12 protein-coding genes and 1 pseudogene are annotated in these 16,289 nt (G+C 67.9%); 7 read left to right on the plus strand and 6 right to left on the minus strand.

From position 1 onward, the window contains the following. The first annotated feature begins 98 nt into the window (after positions 1-98). The 5 genes from ACFWVC_RS11910 to ACFWVC_RS11930 all read left to right on the plus strand — a co-directional run bounded on the left by ACFWVC_RS11910 (position 99) and on the right by ACFWVC_RS11930 (position 6,795). Complete coding sequence (locus tag ACFWVC_RS11910) at positions 99-302, plus strand: hypothetical protein (protein WP_384282892.1); 204 nt, start codon at positions 99-101, stop codon at positions 300-302. 131 nt (positions 303-433) lie between these two features. Further along, positions 434-901 carry a DnaB-like helicase N-terminal domain-containing protein gene (locus ACFWVC_RS11915; protein WP_384282685.1) on the plus strand — a complete coding sequence of 156 codons (468 nt, stop codon included), beginning with the start codon at positions 434-436 and terminating at the stop codon, positions 899-901. 269 nt (positions 902-1,170) lie between these two features. Then, complete coding sequence (locus tag ACFWVC_RS11920; RefSeq protein ID WP_384282690.1) at positions 1,171-1,716, plus strand: hypothetical protein; 546 nt, start codon at positions 1,171-1,173, stop codon at positions 1,714-1,716. Positions 1,717-2,119: 403 nt separating this feature from the next. Next, a complete protein-coding gene (locus ACFWVC_RS11925) occupies positions 2,120-3,910 on the plus strand; it encodes a hypothetical protein (protein ID WP_384282693.1) in 1,791 nt (596 codons plus the stop codon). Positions 3,911-4,233: 323 nt separating this feature from the next. Further along, positions 4,234-6,795 (plus strand): CHAT domain-containing protein, encoded by a 2,562-nt coding sequence (locus ACFWVC_RS11930; protein WP_384282698.1) that lies wholly within the window; start codon positions 4,234-4,236, stop codon positions 6,793-6,795. Between the two features lie 387 nt (positions 6,796-7,182). Here ACFWVC_RS11930 and ACFWVC_RS11935 read toward each other — a convergent pair whose 3' ends face one another. The 6 genes from ACFWVC_RS11935 to ACFWVC_RS11960 form a co-directional block, all read right to left on the minus strand. After that, positions 7,183-9,861: a HelD family protein gene (locus ACFWVC_RS11935; protein WP_384282705.1), complete on the minus strand. Its 2,679-nt coding sequence runs from the start codon at positions 9,859-9,861 to the stop codon at positions 7,183-7,185. Between the two features lie 206 nt (positions 9,862-10,067). Further along, positions 10,068-11,759 (minus strand): DUF6119 family protein, encoded by a 1,692-nt coding sequence (locus tag ACFWVC_RS11940; protein ID WP_384282711.1) that lies wholly within the window; start codon positions 11,757-11,759, stop codon positions 10,068-10,070. A gap of 73 nt (positions 11,760-11,832) precedes the next feature. Then, positions 11,833-12,267: a hypothetical protein gene (locus ACFWVC_RS11945; RefSeq protein ID WP_384282715.1), complete on the minus strand. Its 435-nt coding sequence runs from the start codon at positions 12,265-12,267 to the stop codon at positions 11,833-11,835. A 192-nt stretch (positions 12,268-12,459) separates the two neighbouring features. Continuing rightward, a complete protein-coding gene (locus ACFWVC_RS11950) occupies positions 12,460-13,089 on the minus strand; it encodes a ribonuclease HI (protein ID WP_384282718.1) in 630 nt (209 codons plus the stop codon). A gap of 104 nt (positions 13,090-13,193) precedes the next feature. Beyond that, a complete protein-coding gene (locus tag ACFWVC_RS11955) occupies positions 13,194-13,826 on the minus strand; it encodes a hypothetical protein (RefSeq protein ID WP_384282723.1) in 633 nt (210 codons plus the stop codon). 204 nt (positions 13,827-14,030) lie between these two features. Further along, complete coding sequence (locus ACFWVC_RS11960) at positions 14,031-14,597, minus strand: hypothetical protein (protein WP_384282727.1); 567 nt, start codon at positions 14,595-14,597, stop codon at positions 14,031-14,033. 319 nt (positions 14,598-14,916) lie between these two features. Here ACFWVC_RS11960 and ACFWVC_RS11965 point away from each other — a divergent pair. Both ACFWVC_RS11965 and ACFWVC_RS11970 read left to right on the plus strand, forming a co-directional pair. After that, positions 14,917-15,135: pseudogene (locus ACFWVC_RS11965) on the plus strand (hypothetical protein); the annotation flags it as partial. Between the two features lie 178 nt (positions 15,136-15,313). Further along, a complete protein-coding gene (locus tag ACFWVC_RS11970) occupies positions 15,314-16,258 on the plus strand; it encodes a serine/threonine-protein kinase (RefSeq protein WP_384282730.1) in 945 nt (314 codons plus the stop codon). Positions 16,259-16,289 lie beyond the last annotated feature (31 nt).

Raw genomic sequence — 16,289 nt, forward strand, 5'->3', positions numbered from 1 at the left:
TCCTGGAGCCAACAACTCTCCCAGGTACGTGGAGGCTTGAACCCCTGGAACCTCTGCTGGACCCCGCCGACGATCAGCTTCCCACAACCCAGGAGCTCATGGCTCTCTACGACCTGACTGGACTGCCGTATGCCGAGCAGCTGCGCTGGCACAAGCAGCGCTGTCCGACTCACGCCGTCATCGACGAGGCCGCGGACAGTGTACGAACCGAATGGGTGCCCTTCCATCCTGACCGCCACCGCCGGTACGTCCTCGACCGGCTTCCTGACCCGTTGCCCACCCCGGGCCACGGTCTGGGGTGAACGGCCCGCCCTCGAACGACCACCCCGCTCGACTGCCCCGCGTTGCGTAGAGCGGCCGGCCGCTACGACCACACCCCTCTTGCAGCACTCGGAGCAGCAACTTCCGTCTCTTGGCCATTTCGGAGGCCTCTTTGTCCAAGATCTTGATCGGCACTCCTGACCCCGACCAGCCTCCGCCCGTGCCAGCCCTGTGCGATGAGCACGCCGAACGCATGGTCCTGGCGGCTTACCTCCACGACCGGCGGCACACCCGTCACCTGATGATGGTCCTTCGCGCCACGTGCTTCAGCAGCCCCGTCCACAAAGACCTCTACGGCGCCATGGACGCGATTCACCGCCACAACGAGCCATGCACCCCCGCAGCTGTCGTAGCCGAACTCGATGGACGGGAGCAAGCCGGAAATGCCGACCACGCACAGGCCGCGGAAGCCCTGGTTCATGACCTGGCACGTGCCGCGGCACCGGCGGGAGCAGTTGTCCCGCACTACGTGGCGATCATTCGGGAACTGGCCTACCTACGCCGCCGTGCAACCGTACGCCCTGAGGGTTTGCCGCCGGTGCCGATGCGCGGCTTTCGGATCGATGAAGACGACTCCTGACCAACAATCCGCGCCACCGGCGCCCTCACAGAGCGACGACGCTCAACGATGCTGCAGCCCACCGATGAACAAGTCCTGGCTGTCGATGCTTTCGCCACGGCGGATCACCTGGTGATCCAGGTCGGAGCCGGGGTAGACGACTCTCACCCAGCTCGCCGCCGATACCTCTCGCCGCGGCCTGTATGTCGCGTTCAACCCCTTGGCCACCTGCCCGGCCAGTGTCGGACGCGCGGAAGAGGCCGAACAGGCCAGCCGTGCCGCATCGGCCTGTGGACCGCGCTGCCGACGCGGGCGACGACGACCCCTTCGTCCCGGTCACCGTGCTTGAGACGCACCCGGGAACCGAGCCCCTCCAACTGGGAATGGTTCTTGGCGATATGGGCGGACCCCAGCTGGACATCGGTGCTGCGGAGGACGCCATCGTGTCCCTGACTCGCAGCGCCAAGGCCGTCCCCGAGGACCCACACGCACGCGCCATGATCCACTGCCGAGGGGCCCTCGCACTGCACCGCTGCGGCGGCACCAAGGACGCGATCCATCTGGCCCGCTACGCCATTGACCTGCTCGGCCCGATCGAAAACGAAACCGACCACCCCTACCTGCTCTGGCTTGCCCAACTCCACCACGATCTCGCTGTCTACCTCCGCGCCGATGCACGTCCCCTGGAAGCTCTCGGCGCCGCCGGTCGGGCCATCCCGCTGCGCGAACGCCTCGCCCAGACCGATCCCGGCATGCACACCGCCCCCTTGATCTCCGACCTTGAGCTGACCGCGTCCTTGCTTGACGCCCTCGACCGACCCGACCAGGCCCAATGAACCCGGGCACGCATCAAGGACCTCACCCGTTGACGGATGCCAGGAGGCGAGTAACCACTTCCCGGCTCAACAAGATCACTGCCCCCTGCGGGGAGCTAGCCTCGACGCCTCGACGCCTCGACGCCTCGACGCCTCGATGCGCCGGCGGCGGGAGAGTCGGCCGTCGACGTTTCGTTCGTGGAATGGCGCACCTCGAGATCCGCGCGGATGCGGCATGGCGGTGGCGTGGTCAGTAGAGCCGGCTGGCTGGCATCGAACGCCGTCGTGTCGCGGGTGAATCCTGACGTTCGCGGAGCGATGGGGACGTGGATTGTCACGGAACCGCAAGGCATCGAGCCGTAGACTTCGGCGATGAACGCCGACGACGTCTAGCCGTTGCGCGCCCTCGCGGGGAGGAGATCGTATGCAGGACCCTTCGGACTCGATGGAGATCGCCGAGCCTGAGGAGAACGGCCAGAGCGATACCGCCGATTCACCTGTCGTGGACGATCCGATACCCGACTCCAACATCGACTCAACGACGGCATCGACGGTCCTGGCGGAGGTACTCCCAGGGGTTGCCGTCGTCTTCGGTGAGGTCCCGGCGGAACTCAAGCCCGATCTGCTCGACTTTGGGCTCGTGTCGGCCGCCGACCGCAAGCAGATCTCCACAGTCCTCGCCGCGATCGGAAACGCGGCGACCGTGGGCGGCAACCTCGCAAACGCATTCGCCAGCGTGCAGGGGCTCTACAGGTTCAGCAGCGCGACACAGGCCGTACTGAGGGCCGGCGGAACGCTCGCGGTCAAGGATGGCGCGAACCTCGGAGCAGTGTTCCTTAACGGCAAGGTATTCCATCAGGCCCGCCTTATTCCGGTGAAATCGGTGAGTGCGGCGCGGAACGCAGCCTCGATCGGGCCGGCGCTGGCCATGGTCGCCCTTCAGATGCAGATGAGTGAGATCACAGGCCTTGTCAGGACCAACATTGCGCTGACAAGCCAAGTTCTCACCAGCATCCGCAATGAGCAGTGGGCCGAACTGACGGGGCTCGTTGCCACCGTCGATCGCGTGGTGGACCAGGCGCGAGAGGTCGAATCGGTCACCGCCTCGTTGTGGGACAGCGTCGCGGGTAGTGAAGCGTCACTGCGCAAGCAACTGGAGCTCTACCGGTTGAACGTTCGCGGCCACGTCGAGAAGATCGATCGGCCCGACGCACGACGCCACCGTGAGTATCTTCAGGCGAACGCCGAGGCGATCGTCTTCGACGCCTACGCCCTCCTGTCCTCCGTCAAGGCATGGACGGGCTATCAGGCGCTCCGCGCCGGAAGGGCGAGAGCCGCTGGACGCGAAGACGCTGACGAGGCACGGCTCGTCGACGTCATTGCGCGCGACACTCGCACGGAGCTCGACTCCGCTCTCGCCGAGACGACGAGCCTCCTCGCCTCGCTGAGCCGGGAGCTACGAATCATCGCCGAGCTCCCCGGACGCGACACACTGTCACAGTCACTGATGGGGAAGCGGAAGGACTCGAAGGCAGCCCGCCAAACCTCCTCCCGCCTTCTGGAGGCGATCGAGCCTCTTGCCGATGCTCTCCATCCGCCAGCCCCTCCGCTCGAGGCTGCGGACGTCGTCTGCGCATCCACATCACTGGATCTCGAGCCGTACCTTCGCATCCTGCGGTGGTTCCTCGAGGGCGGTGAGACGCTGCGTGCCCTCGGATTCCCCGACCAGCTCGATGCGCTCGATCCAATTTCTGCGATCCTCGGCGGAGCGAAGGACATGTTGGCGGCAGCCAGGGACAAGGCCGCGGCAAAGACACTCGTCGCCGTCACGGATCGCCGCATCATCACGGCTAAGACGAACGCATTCCTTGAGCAGGGCGAGATCCGTCAAGACATCCCGATCGACCGAGTGCGATACGTCCGAGCAGCGACCACACCGGACAAAAGCGCGCGTTCGGCGATCGATCTCATCACGCGCGACGAGAACATCCGGTGGCTCTTCCACGCCGACATCGACAACACTCAAGTGGACGCGCTCGCCGCCGTGCTTGCCGAGTCGATGATGATCCCGGACATTGAACGCGATGAGCTTCAAAAGCGGCGCTACGCCTCCATCGAGGCGGGCAACAAAGCCGAGAATACTGGCACGAGGTCTGCGGAACCGACGGGACCCGAGGCCACGACCGGCAACGCCGAGTGGGCCCCGAGCCAATAGACGAAGGGCCGCCCCGACCGCACGTACTCAGCCTGGCACGTGCGGTCGTAGGCATCGGTTCCGGACGCAGGCACGTTGGATGGGCCGAGTGGGCAGCTTTCCCAAGTCATCGATGCCCACTCGCCCCGTGACGTAGGCATGGTTCAAAACTCACCTTGCTGTTCGGCTGTTCGCCATAGAGGTCGGTGAGCTGCCCGTCCGGCAGCGATCCTCTTGCAGGAGAGCCTGGGCGGCACTTGACGCCGAACACGCCTACATGACCGCCTCGGAGCGATTTGTCGTGTGGACCTTGCTGTCGAGAAGTACGGGCCTTGTGGTGATACATGACCGAGGCGACGATCATCAACGTTTCAACACAGGGCGGAACCAGGGGAGTGCGGGTGTACGCGAATGAGGTCCACGCTGGCGCGGCTGGGACGACGGGGCAGGACTCGGTCCTCAGCGAGATAGCACGGCGTTGGCCGGATTGGCACGACGAGACCTCCGTTCCGCTGGGGGCTCTTTTGGCGCTGACCGTGGCGCTGAGGGCCACCGAGGCGTGGAGCGAAACGCAGATAAACAGTTTGACGAGCCGCCTTGTGGCACACGGGACCGGTCGCCGACCCAGCTCCCTCGATCTCACCCAGATCACCCGGCGGGTGCTGGAGCACGTGAGGCGACGGCCCTCGCCACTACTCCTGCGCCCGGTACTCTCCGCTCATCGGGATGAACTGCTGATCTCCTGGCTAAAGCAACACGGAAAGACAGTCGACGCCGATACTCCCTGGGGACCTGCTGCAGGCCTACGGGTACCGGCCCCCCACCTCGCCGCCGACCGAGCGCTGACAGGACTGTTCTCCGCACTTCAACGCGCGGAGTCCGGGCCACCGACCGCGCCATCCCTGGGGGCCAACCAGTCCGGCGCGCCCTGGTGCGTCCAGCCGGGCCGCCAGTATCCCAAGGCGCCCGACTGGATGAGCCACAACCTGCTGTTCGGCGGCGAAGACCAAGGCCGCCGGACTCTCGGAGCGGTCCCCTGGTGGTACGCGACCGTCACGACCCCTGACGAACGCTTCGTCGTGCAGATGCCACGTGACGCTCGTGCAATGGAAGACCTGGTTTCCTTTGCCCTGCTTCAGGAGCGGTTCGCCGCCTTCACCGTCACCTTCCCACCTCCACGCCGGCAGCGGCGGGAGCGGGCCATGGCACCCGTGTCTTTCACGTTCACCTACGACCTTGCCGAGCCCTGGGACACCGCCGAGTTCGCGCTCGCCGTCCGCTCCGGTTGTGCTCGCCTGGACGTGCTGCACCTGGCCGACGAGGGCCCCGTACCGGATGTGCGGCGCACTCTTCTGCTGGACGTTCCGGAGGCGGAACTGTCCGCCTCCCGGCAAGCGCTCGACGATGCTCTCGCCGTCCACAAGCCCGCGCGCCTCACTCGCCTTGTGCCGCCACTTGCCGACACGCTTGCGGTGTTTCATCGAGTGGAGCGCCTCCGCTCCCGAGATCTCAGCGAGACTCTCGACCTCCTCCTGCCCGGACGCATTCCGCTCCGGCGGCGCAAAGTCCTGCGCAGTCTGGAGAGCCTAAGGGTGCAGCGCGCCGAGCTGCGCTACGCCGACCGGCCCGTGCCTGCCCGGCTGAGGCATCAGCTGTGGCTGGCGAGCCTTGAGGCCCGGACAGAGGGACAGCTTCCCGCTGCCCTTGTCCCGGACCGGTTCGCGGACAAGCTCGCCGTTCTTGGCGGCGACGACCGTGCCTTCGTTCATATCCTGACCAGCCCTGAGGGACCGAGTGTCCTGTGGGCCCGAACGGACGCTGCCCGGACCCGCACCGACCTGCTTTCGATCCCCGGCTTCGACCTCAAGAGATTCGCGGAACTCACTGCCCAGTGGGTGCGCTCCGACTACTCGGAAGCCCTGCGCCGCCTCTTGGACGAGCTCCTCACTCCATTGACAGAAACGGTGACCGCCGCACTGCGGAAGGAAGGAGTCCGCGGCGTGGTCCTGTGTCCCTCGGGTCTGTTCTCCCTGCTACCACTGCACGCCGCGCCCGTGCCTTCCCTCGGCCCCGACGTCTTGCTAGGGGACATCTTCGACGTCACGTACGCGCCCTCACTGGCCGCCCTGACCGCACTGGAGCACCGCCCCCTTCTCCTCTCCGGCGGAACTGCCTTCTTCGGGCACAGAGCGGATGTGAACGACCTGCCGGCGCTGCCCAGGGAGGCACAGGTGCTCCGACACCTGTACGGCGACACGCTCACCTCCTACACGGACGGACATGCCGTACCTGACGAACTTTTCCGGCAGGGACGGACTGCGGATGTGCTCCATGTGTCCGGACACGGCGAAGTCCACGCCGACGCATACGCAAACGGTATCGAGCTTGCCTCCCGACTCCCGGGCCCCGACCGCAAGCGCGGACACGAACCGGACCCCTATGGAGGTCGGCTCACCCTCGGCCGGATACTCAAGGACGGTGACTTCGACACCGTCCGCCTCGCGGTCCTCGCTACCTGCGACTCCGGTACCCATACACTGAGCCGCCCGGCTCTTCCCCGCGTCCGCACTCTCGACACGGCCCTCATCGCCCGCGGAGTACGCGCCGTCGTCTCCACCCTGTGGCCGCTGTCGGACGCCGTCTGCCCCATCTTCGCCGCCGTCCTCCACGCCCACCTCAAAGACGAAGCCGCAACCCCAGGTGAGGCCTTCCGAGCGGCCCTTGGCTACCTGCGTGATGAGGGCTGGGAGCGCACTCCGGAGAGCGCGGCACTGTGCGCGGCCGAGGACGCCTTGTCAGCCGCCGACCCGAAGTGGCGGACAAGGATCAGGCGCTTCCGCGCAGGAGAGGAATCGGAGTGGCCCAAGCAATGGACGCTGTGGAAGGCCAGCGGAGTGCTGTGGTGATCGCGGCGGTAACAGCAGGGAGAGCGGCGACTGGCCCGTGCAGTCGTCGCCAGGGCGCCTGATCGTCAGACTCATGGGGCCGGCCGCCCCCGCTCGCCCGCGGCTTTCGCCACCGCTCGCGTCGCGCTGTGGCGTGCAGTTCATGCAGGTCTTCGACGGCACCGGGTGCGGTTGGACCAGCCACCAGGCCCCGGAATGGCAGCAGGCACGCTGCGGACGGTGGAGGAGGGAGGCGGCGGCGAGTCGGATTTCCCACCCGCGGTGCGGGCGGGCGTTCGGCCCGCGGCCCGACGCCACTGCCGAGGAGTGGGCGTCGGACCTGCGGGCCGAGGACGACACGATGTCGGGGGCATGCCCGGCGTCAGCCGACAGCCCTTCCGCAGCAGATCACTTTCGACCGGGTACGGCAGTGTGACTCTCGGCGCCCTGCCAGCTCCCGCTGTCCCACCAGATCACCGAGACGTCGAAGGCTCCTTCTACGGCCGCGACGGCCCAAGGTTCGATGGGAGTGGCTGCACACACGAGGAAGGTGCGATCGATGGGCCGGGCCAGACCGAAGCGGATTTCCACCGTACGCGTTGCGGCCTCGCGCAGATCGAGGTACGTCGGCTGATCGGCGTGGAGCACCTCGAAGAGGTGGGTGCCGCTGTCGTTGGAGCGGATGATGTCCGCGGTGGTGCTGTCCTCGGGATTCCCGCTCTCCCAGAGCTGGGCGAGGAGCCGGTGCCGCAGCCGCTCGTGGACGGACTCCCTGCGGTCGGCTGCTACCGCCGTCTGAAGAAACTCCTGGAAGCCGGGTGACGGGACCAAGGTGGCCGATTCGGCGGACGCAGACGACATGGTGAACAGCGCTTCCTCGGGGGTGCGGGCTACGGGAGGTGTGGGTTCTGAGTCTGTGGCCGCGCTCGCAGCCACGCGGTTTCCCTCTAGTACAGCGGGGAGGGCAGCGTGATGAACGAGGCTGAGCGTCTGCGTGCAGCGTGTCAGGGCCACGTACAGAGCCCGCAGGCCGGACTGTGTGCCGGCCGAGATGGCGGCTGGCTCCACCACCACGACGTGGTCGAACTCGATGCCCTTGGCCTCCGCGGGGTGCAAGACCGACACGGGAGCGATCGGCGAGGCCTGCGTGAGTGCCTCACGCAGGGCAGCGATGAGCGTGTCGTCCTGCGGGGCGATGACGGCGGTGGATCTCCCGTCCTGCAATTCGGTCATTCCGATGACGTGCAATGCGGTGGCTTCCGCGAGCAGGTCGGGGTCATTCACCTGCTCCATGGTGACGGTTCGGCCGTCACGCCTGGGACGGACAGAGGATGCGACGGGTACACGGGGTGCGGCCGCCCGGGCGAGGGGCGCGACGAAGTCGGCGACCTCCGGGGGCAGGCGGAAACCGGTCTTCAGGACTTCGACGGTCCATGGCGAGCCGCCGGTGAGCAACGTGACCAGTTCGCGCCACGACCGGTACGCGTGCGGCCCGGAGGCCTGGGCCAGGTCGCCGAGTACGGTAAGCGATCCAGAAGGGCAGCGACGCTCCAGGGCACGCGCTTGCATGGGTGTCAGGTCCTGGGCCTCGTCGACCACGATGTGGGCGTATGTACGACGGCCGTCGGATCCGTTGAGCAGCCATTCCAGCTCATCGAGGCACACGAGGTCAGCGGCGGTCCACGCGGCTTTCCCAGGCTCCGCATGCCGGAGGGCTGGGAGTTCCTCAGTCGTGAGGAGCGGCGCGGCATCCGCCAGAAGTCTCTGACTCTTGAGGAGTTTGGTGTAGACGTCGGCGCCGTTCAGCCGTGGCCACACCCGGTGGATGAAGGTGGCGACTTCGTCGCTGGCCAGGATGTCCTGCGGAGACGCGGTTGGTACCGAGAGCAGTAGCTTGCCCGCGAGACGCAGCCGGAAGCGGTCCTGACGGATATTGAAGGGACCGCTCTCGCGCAGCGCCTCGCGGGCGAGTGCGAGCAACGGGGCGACGTCGGCTTCGTAGCGGCGGCCCTTGCAGGTGAACGAGAACGAGGTCCGCGCTCCGTATGCGTCGTCGGCAAGGAGCGGTTTGACGCGTGATCGGTGGGGCCGGCAGTGGGCCTCGACTGCGCGGCGCAGGGTGTCGGCCATCCGGTCGTCGCTTTTGAGGTACTCCGCCTCGGGCGAGTCCGCCGCCGTTGCCCTCCGGCTGGTGTCGCCGGTCAGGAGCCGGTCGAGGGTCATGGTCGACACGGCTCCGCCGCCCAGAGCGGGCAGGACCTGTCCGGCGTAGTCGAGGAAGCCCTGGTGCGGGCCGACGACGAGGACTTGGTCGGCCGTGCAGTGCTTGTTGTCGAGCAGCCACATCACCCGGTAGAGGCCGACGGCCGTCTTGCCTGTACCTGGACCGCCCTGGATGACCAGGGCACCCGGGCGCTGGTGTGCCACCAGCAGGAGCTGTTCGCGTTGCACCGTCTCCACGATGTCGCGCATGGTTCCGTCACGCGGCAGGTCGAGGTCGTCGATCAGCAAATCGCGTAGGGAGGGGGCAGCCGACTCCTCGGCATCTGACGCACCCGCCTTCGCTGGTGCGTCCCCGGGCGTGTCGGATGTGTCGGACTGCGGCGGAGCGTCCACGAGGCGCGTGTCTTGCACAGCGGTAGACAGGGACTCCGACTCCTCGTCGTGCAGCAGGAGCTCATCGAAATAGCCGTTCACTCGACGCGGTGCGCGCTGCTTGAAGCGCAGTTGACGTCGCAGCAGTACCTCGCCCGGATCTTCCTCGGTCGCCAGGCGCCACTCGACGGCTTTCTGTGCCGCCGAGGACATCACGACCAGATCGCGGTCCTTGTTCCATACGGCCTGCCGCCCGACAAGCAACGAGCCGTCGGCACGCGTGCCGACGCGCATGAACACCAGGGGCTTGTCGCGGTCTGCCCTTCGGTCCGCCGGCGTGCCCGAAGTACCCGGCGCAGGCATCTCGTTCTGCTCGCGGTAGGCCGCATCCACAGCAGCGTCATTCGCCCCGCGTTGGTCGAAGCATGCGTACGCACGGTCCACGTGCTGCTGTTCCTGGGCTATGACCCCGCTCCGCCGGGAATTCGTCATACGCGCCGCTCCTGACCCTGCTCGATGGTGGCCGCGAGCCGCGTGGTGTGCGTCTCGCGGGTGATCGTAGATTCCTTCACGCTTTCCACGCGGCTTTGATGCAGAACCGCTACAAAGGTGCCCTGGGCTGAGCTGAGAGCCGCGGCGCCGGTTGAGTACGGTCCTGCATGTGTGCTCCGGCCGCCCGTCCCAGGACACTGCCGCCGTCAGCGTCGGATGGGCACGATCTCGACCTCGGCGTTCATCGCGCGCAGCCTGCGGACCGACTGGAGCAAGGACACCTGGGCAAAGGCGAAGAGCGAGTCGACGGTGATGTTCTGGCCGCCCTTCAGCAGGATGCCGAAGACCACCCGCAAGGTGCCGAAGTCCTCCAGCATGCGATGCCCGGGCGTGTGTTCGGCCACCCGCGCGAGGAACTGGCTTCGGATCCGGTCATCGCTGCGCAGGGTCTCGACCGCGGTCACTCCCTGGGCGAAGAGGTGGTTGAGCGGTGCGGTGCCCTGGCTGGAGGTGGCTTTCTTGACACAGATCAGCTGGTTCTGGGGACCGAGGAGGTCGCAGATCTCCAGTCCGCCACCGTTGAACTTGTCGGTGACGATGTTCTTCTTGTCGAAGAGGATGTAGCCCGTGCGGTCGGCCACGTGCTCGTTGTACCAGCCCTCGTCATGCTTGTCCCGGCCCTTGCCGTCGCGTTCGCCTTCGGGCCAGGGCGGAAGGACAACGGTCGGCTCCTTGGCGAAGAGTTGCCGGAGCTCCTCCTCCAAGGTCTCCAGGAACCCTGCGCCGACCTCGTACCACTTGCCCTGGCCGTAGAAGCAGCGGTCGGTCGCGACCGGTACGTCGGCGATGAGCCATTCCCTGCCGTTCGTGGAGGCACTGGCCGGCGTCTGCTGGTCGTCGTCGCTGTACATCATGACGCGGACCTCGCCGAGGGCCTTCAGACGGGTGCCCTCTGCCTTGTCCCGTACGAAGTCCAGGAGCGTGGGCAGGTCCAAGTCGGCCAAGTTCACGGTGCGGTTGCCCCGCGTGAGGCGGAAGGACTGGGCGGAGCCGAACCCCTCCTGGCACAACTCCGGTATGCCGAGCGCCAGACGGGGACTGCCCTGGTCCCCGAGCAGCTTCTCCAGAACGGCCTGGGCATCGGTGGCCTTGCGGCCCCGGGGATCGAGCGCGCGTAAACGGGCGACGAACCCCAGCTCAGGCAGCGGTTCCTCACGCGCGCACACTTCCTCGATGGCACGCAGGTCGCTGAGGAACTCCTCGAGGCTGGTGGCGAGCGGGAGCTTGATGGTCGACTCGGCGCACTCGACCTTGACTCGTTGTGCCGTGCCGGATCGCAGAGACGTCAGCTCGATACCGCTGACCGTGCCGCCGATACGCCGGACGATGGCACCGAACCGGTCGAGTCCGAAGCCGTCGATGCGTTCGCCACGGGCGACCGAGTACTCGTCGACGCGCCCTCGCCCGTCCATAATCTGGTTGCGGACCTTGATGACGCCGTCCTCGTCGAGGCTGCGGGTGGCGAACTCGAGCCCGAAATCATCGTCCCGGAAGTACGGGTCGAGCATGTGGAAGCCGACGCCGTAGCTGAGGGCGTAGGTGCCCTGCCCGGTACGCATGAGGACGAGCCCGGCGGCGGAGTGGCTGCGTTCGTTCACTTCGAGCCCGGTGATGTCCTGGACGGCGGTGCACCAGTCGGCCCTCGCGCGGGGCACGCCGCCCGTGACCAGCAGTCCCTCGATCCCCTCGCGGGAGAAGTCCCGGGCCTGGTATCCGGGGCGTTTGAGGTAGTCGCTGCGGACGAAGTCACGGAGCTGGACGGCCTGTCCGTCCGGGGCTTTGAGACGGTGGAGGGTCGATTTGCGGGTGGCGGGGTTGCGCTTCTTCTGACTGCTCACGGGGGTCCCTTCGGGCGTTGCGAACAGGGGACGCGGCGGCGCTCGGCCCCGGGCGGGGACGACAGCAGCGCGGTCAGGGCGAGGGGTCGGTCTTGGCGGTGTCGTGGACGTTGGTCAGACAGGCCTTCATGAAGAGGTCCCTCTGGACAGTGCCGCCGTTGGGCTCCTGCGAGATCTGGGAGTACTGCTGCGAGCAGGTGCTGTCGCTCGCCGTGAAGCTCATCGAGCCGCTGTCGGAGTAGACGCCGCCGGCGATGACGCCCGCCGCATAGGCACCGAGGAGGGTCGAGCGGCCGAAGACGGGCTTATCCACGGTCTTGGTGACCGTCCTGGTGACGACCTTCGGCGGGCGGGCCTCCGCCTGCTGGACGCGGTGGTCGGCCGAGGCCGCCTTGCGACGGGCTTCGGTCAGCGCGGAGTGGGTTCGGACATGGTCGACCGCGGCTCCGGCGAGGGAGACCGCGGCCAGTGCGGAGGCAGCGATGGCGATGGTCTTCGGTCTGTTCACGGCTGTCCTTCGTGGTGAGGGTTCTACGGCGGACGGTGCCGGGAGCGGGGACTCGCCGGAGGCAGCCGGCGCCGTGCGCCCGGCCATCGGGGTCGCGGGGGTGGCCTCGGCTGGTGCGGGTGTCGTGTCGGACATGACGTGGTTCCCTCCGTGGTTGGCGGCAGTCGGCGCCACAGGACGTGCGAAGTGCGGTCAGGCGGCGCGGCGGTACTCGGCGAGGGCGCCGGTCGCCCACAGCGGGACGAGCCGCGGGAGCTCGGAGCCTGCGACCTGGCCGCGCACACAGCGCAGGCCGAGCTTGGCGAGGGAGTCGGCGGCTTCGTTGAGCGGGTTGCCCACGTGGGCTTTCTCGTGGACGAACGTCAGGTGCGGCGTGTACTCGGCGATCATCTGGAGCTGTACGAGGGTGGGGGTCCGCCCCTGGGAACGCAGGTGCGTGCTGTAGCCCTCCGGCATCTCGCTGCCGCCCCGCTGCCAGGCGTGCAGGTACTTCAGCGCCTCCATGCTGTCGACGCGCACCTCGACGGGCCGGCCGGAGTGTGCGGCGAGTACGGCTTTCAGGCCCCAGTGAACGGCGCGCAGTTCGGTGACGATGACGCGGGCGCGGGGTCGGGCGACGTAGGGCGGGTAGAGGTGGGCGCGCAGGCCGGTGTGGCCGGTCGTGGCGAGGTAGCCGCAGGCGACGCGGTCCGCTCCGACGGACGCGTCCGTGGCAAGGACGATCGGCCCGGACACGGCCTTGACCGTGTCGTTCACGCAGATCCCGCGCCGCGCGCGGGTCATCGGCCGGGGTGCGTGGGCGAGCGGTGAGTGACTGCCCATGAGATTCCTCCTGTTCGCGTCGGGTGGGCGGCGGGCGACTCGATGTCACCCGCCGTCGAAGGGAGGGGCGCGGTCCAGTGGCTGGGGCGGGGCGCTCCGGGGTGTCAGTCGCCGAGCGTGAACGCGAGTCCGCCGGTGCGCAGGTCGGCTTCGGTCTGGGTGAGGCCGCCGCGGTGGGACACCTCGACGGTGTAGAACTTCGAGCCCGGGGCGATGTCGTCGACCGTGAAGGTGAACGCACACCCTTCATCGGTCTTCTGGCCCGGATCCAGGGAGCCGGTGGCGACCAGGGTCCCGTCCGCGTCGGTGACGTTGACCTGGGTGCCCAAGTCGATGTCGGAGTAGCCGCCCGTGCCGGAGCACGGCTCGCCCGTCGCCAGTCCCGCGCCGGACTCGGTGAGGGTGAGGGTGCCGTCCGTCGAGAACGGTCCCTGCGCCGGCGTCTCCGCAGCCGTGGCCGTGCTGGTGGGACTGGCGCTGCTCGCCTTGACCTCGTGATCGTCAAGAAGGGACGAGGTGAGCCAGCAGGCGCCCATTGCCGCGGCTCCCATGCCGACCCCGAGGGCCAGGATCGTGCTCCGCGACAGCCGCGCCCAGCGGGAACCACTCGACGGCGGGGACGTCGGCATGGCAGGGACCTGGATCGTGTCGGGGAATGGGGCCGCCGGTGCGGCGGGTTCGGGAACCGGCTCCGAGGCGGGGACGTGGGTGGGCTGCGCGGACTCGGGCGCGGGCATCGCGGTGATTCCTCTCGTGAGGCGGACTGAGGTGGGCCTGAGGTGCGGACGCGCGGGGTCGGGTGCGGGCAATTGCCGCCGGGTGGTTCTACGACGCCTGGTCGTGGGGCAGCTGAGGGGCTGAACAGGCGGGTCCGCGAGGGCATCGCTGTGGGTGTCCCGATCCCCGCCCTGACGGTCCGGCGAAGCCGGAGCGGTGCGGCGTCAGCCGACCTTCTCCCACTTCTGGCAGCCCTTCGTCTCGAAGTACTCGCCCTTGTTGACCGTCACGCGCGCCTGGCCGGTGATGTTGCCGTTGGTGATGATCGCGTCGAACTCGCCGGAGGCGTTCTTGAGCCGGGCCCAGTAGCAGCCGAGGCCGAAGTCGTCGTCCTGAGGACCGGCGGTCTTGTAGGTGCCGGCCTTGATGTCCTCACCCACCAGGTACTGGCCGTCCCCGTCGATCGCGGCGGGCGCGGCGGGCTTCTTGGTGGGCTTCGGCTTCGTGGGGGCCTTCGCGGTGACCGTCACGGCCGGCTTCGGCGCGGCGGCCTCGGCGGTCTCGGTGACGGTGACAGCCGGTGCGGGCTGCGCGGATGCTGCTGCGGAGCCGGACTCCCCGCTGCCGCCCATTCCGGCTCCCAGGCCCAGCGCGACGACCGCGACCGCGCCGTGCGTGAACCATGCCTTGCGGCGCGAGGGCTTGACGGCGGGGGGCATCGCCGGCGGCACCTGTCCCCAGGTGGGCTGGGTGGGCTGACCGAACGGGGACTGCGGGGTCGGGGTGGTCATCTGAGTTCCTCCGGTGTGCGGGTGGGTGGTGACTGCGGTGCGAACGGATGCGGGGCGCGTGTGGCCCTGCTGTATGGCCGTTGCACTGAAGGGGTCGGGCGGTGCCGGTTGGAGCCACAGGGGCGCTGCATCGTCCGAGCGGCTGCTACTTTCAAGTGGAAGCAGGACTAGGTAAGCATGAAAATGAAAGCACTGTCAAACGACTTGACGGATTTGACGACCGCTCTAGGCGTTCACTGTTCATTCCGATGGCCAGAGAGGTGCAGGGCTCCACGCGATGCCCCAACAGCCATCAGTCCAGCGGCCCGACGCGGCGCACGTGACAGCCGCCGAGATCTCCCGCATCACGGGAGTCACGCGCGCCACCGTCAGCAACCGGCGCCGTCGCTACGACGATTTCCCCGTCCTCAGCGGAGGAACGGAGAGCATTCCGCTCTGCGACCTGACGACCGTCCAGGCATGGCTCCGAGGGCGCGGGCACTCCTGCGCCGCCTTGCCGGCGGAGGAGTTGCGCACGGCATTGCGTCTGCGCGGGCCCTGCCCGCGGCTACCTGGCGTCGCGTTCGTAGGGTCCGTGTGGGATCCCGTGGTGCTTGAGGGTTTTCCGGTGTGCGCACGAGGCTGGTTGACTTGCCTCGTGCGGGCCGTCGACGGCGGCCTCCGGCCGGGCAGTCCGTGCACTGACATACCGCTGGGGCTCACCGAAGGAAGAGAACGTGGAGCAGTTCGCCGCGGGCAAGGTTCTGCGCAGCAGGTACCGGCTGGACCGGATTCTGGGCAGAGGGGCGATGGGGCACGTCTGGCAGGGGACGGACGTGTATCTGGAGCGTCCTGTCGCGGTCAAGACCGTCGCCGCGGATCTTTTGGCCCTGCCCGACTGGCGCCGCACCGCCCTGGCGCGCTTCGAGAGGGAGGCAAAGGCCGCCGCACGTCTGGACCACGCCAACATCACCACCGTGTACGATGCGGCAGTCACCGAGGACGTCTGCTGCCTGGTGATGCAGCTCGTCGACGGGACGACCCTCGACAATGTCATCGACGGCGCCGACGGCGGGCGCCTGCCCGTGCACGCAGCGGTCTCCGTGGCCGCACAGCTGTGCTCAGGGCTGTCCGCCGCGCACGCGGCCGGCCTGGTGCACCGCGACCTCAAGCCTCAGAACGTCATGGTCCGCGCCAGCGGTCTGGTGAAGATCCTCGACTTCGGTCTCGTGAAGGTTCTCTCGAACACCGACCCGCAGCTCACGATGACGGGCGAAAGACTCGGCAACGTGAACTATGCGTCGCCCGAACTTCTGTCAGGCGAGGCGTCGTTGGACGGCCGCAGCGACCTGTACGCGGTGGGGTGCCTGCTGCACCGCATGCTCACCGGCCACCCTCTCTTCTCCGGCGAGGGCGTTGCCGAGTTGGTGACTCAGCACCTCACCGCGTCTCCTCCTCGGTTGGCCGACTGCGGTGTCGATGCCCCGGATGCGCTTCAGGAACTGGTGCACGCACTGCTCGCCAAGCGTCCCGAGGATCGCCCCGGCGACGCGGTGGAGGTGTATGCGGCCCTCGCCCCGTACCTGCCGGCCCCTGATCCGGCCCTCGCGGTTCGGAGGATGCCGCCGGAGGATCCCCGGCGGCCGTTCCTCGTGCCCCAAGGGCCGATCCTGCCGCGTTAGCCGAAGCTCACTACGGCACGATCCCGGGGCC

It is taken from the genome of Streptomyces sp. NPDC058691 (assembly GCF_042714775.1).
Taxonomy (GTDB): domain Bacteria; phylum Actinomycetota; class Actinomycetes; order Streptomycetales; family Streptomycetaceae; genus Actinacidiphila.

Bases quoted from the DNA above. Each gene is read 5' to 3' on its own strand.
- ACFWVC_RS11925 (WP_384282693.1), top strand. From the start codon at position 2,120: ATGCAGGACCCTTCGGACTCGATGGAGATCGCCGAGCCTGAGGAGAAC.
- ACFWVC_RS11930 (WP_384282698.1), top strand. From the start codon at position 4,234: ATGACCGAGGCGACGATCATCAACGTTTCAACACAGGGCGGAACCAGG.
- ACFWVC_RS11935 (WP_384282705.1), bottom strand. From the start codon at position 9,861: ATGACGAATTCCCGGCGGAGCGGGGTCATAGCCCAGGAACAGCAGCAC.
- ACFWVC_RS11950 (WP_384282718.1), bottom strand. From the start codon at position 13,089: ATGGGCAGTCACTCACCGCTCGCCCACGCACCCCGGCCGATGACCCGC.
- ACFWVC_RS11910 (WP_384282892.1), top strand. From the start codon at position 99: ATGGCTCTCTACGACCTGACTGGACTGCCGTATGCCGAGCAGCTGCGC.
- ACFWVC_RS11960 (WP_384282727.1), bottom strand. From the start codon at position 14,597: ATGACCACCCCGACCCCGCAGTCCCCGTTCGGTCAGCCCACCCAGCCC.
- ACFWVC_RS11955 (WP_384282723.1), bottom strand. From the start codon at position 13,826: ATGCCCGCGCCCGAGTCCGCGCAGCCCACCCACGTCCCCGCCTCGGAG.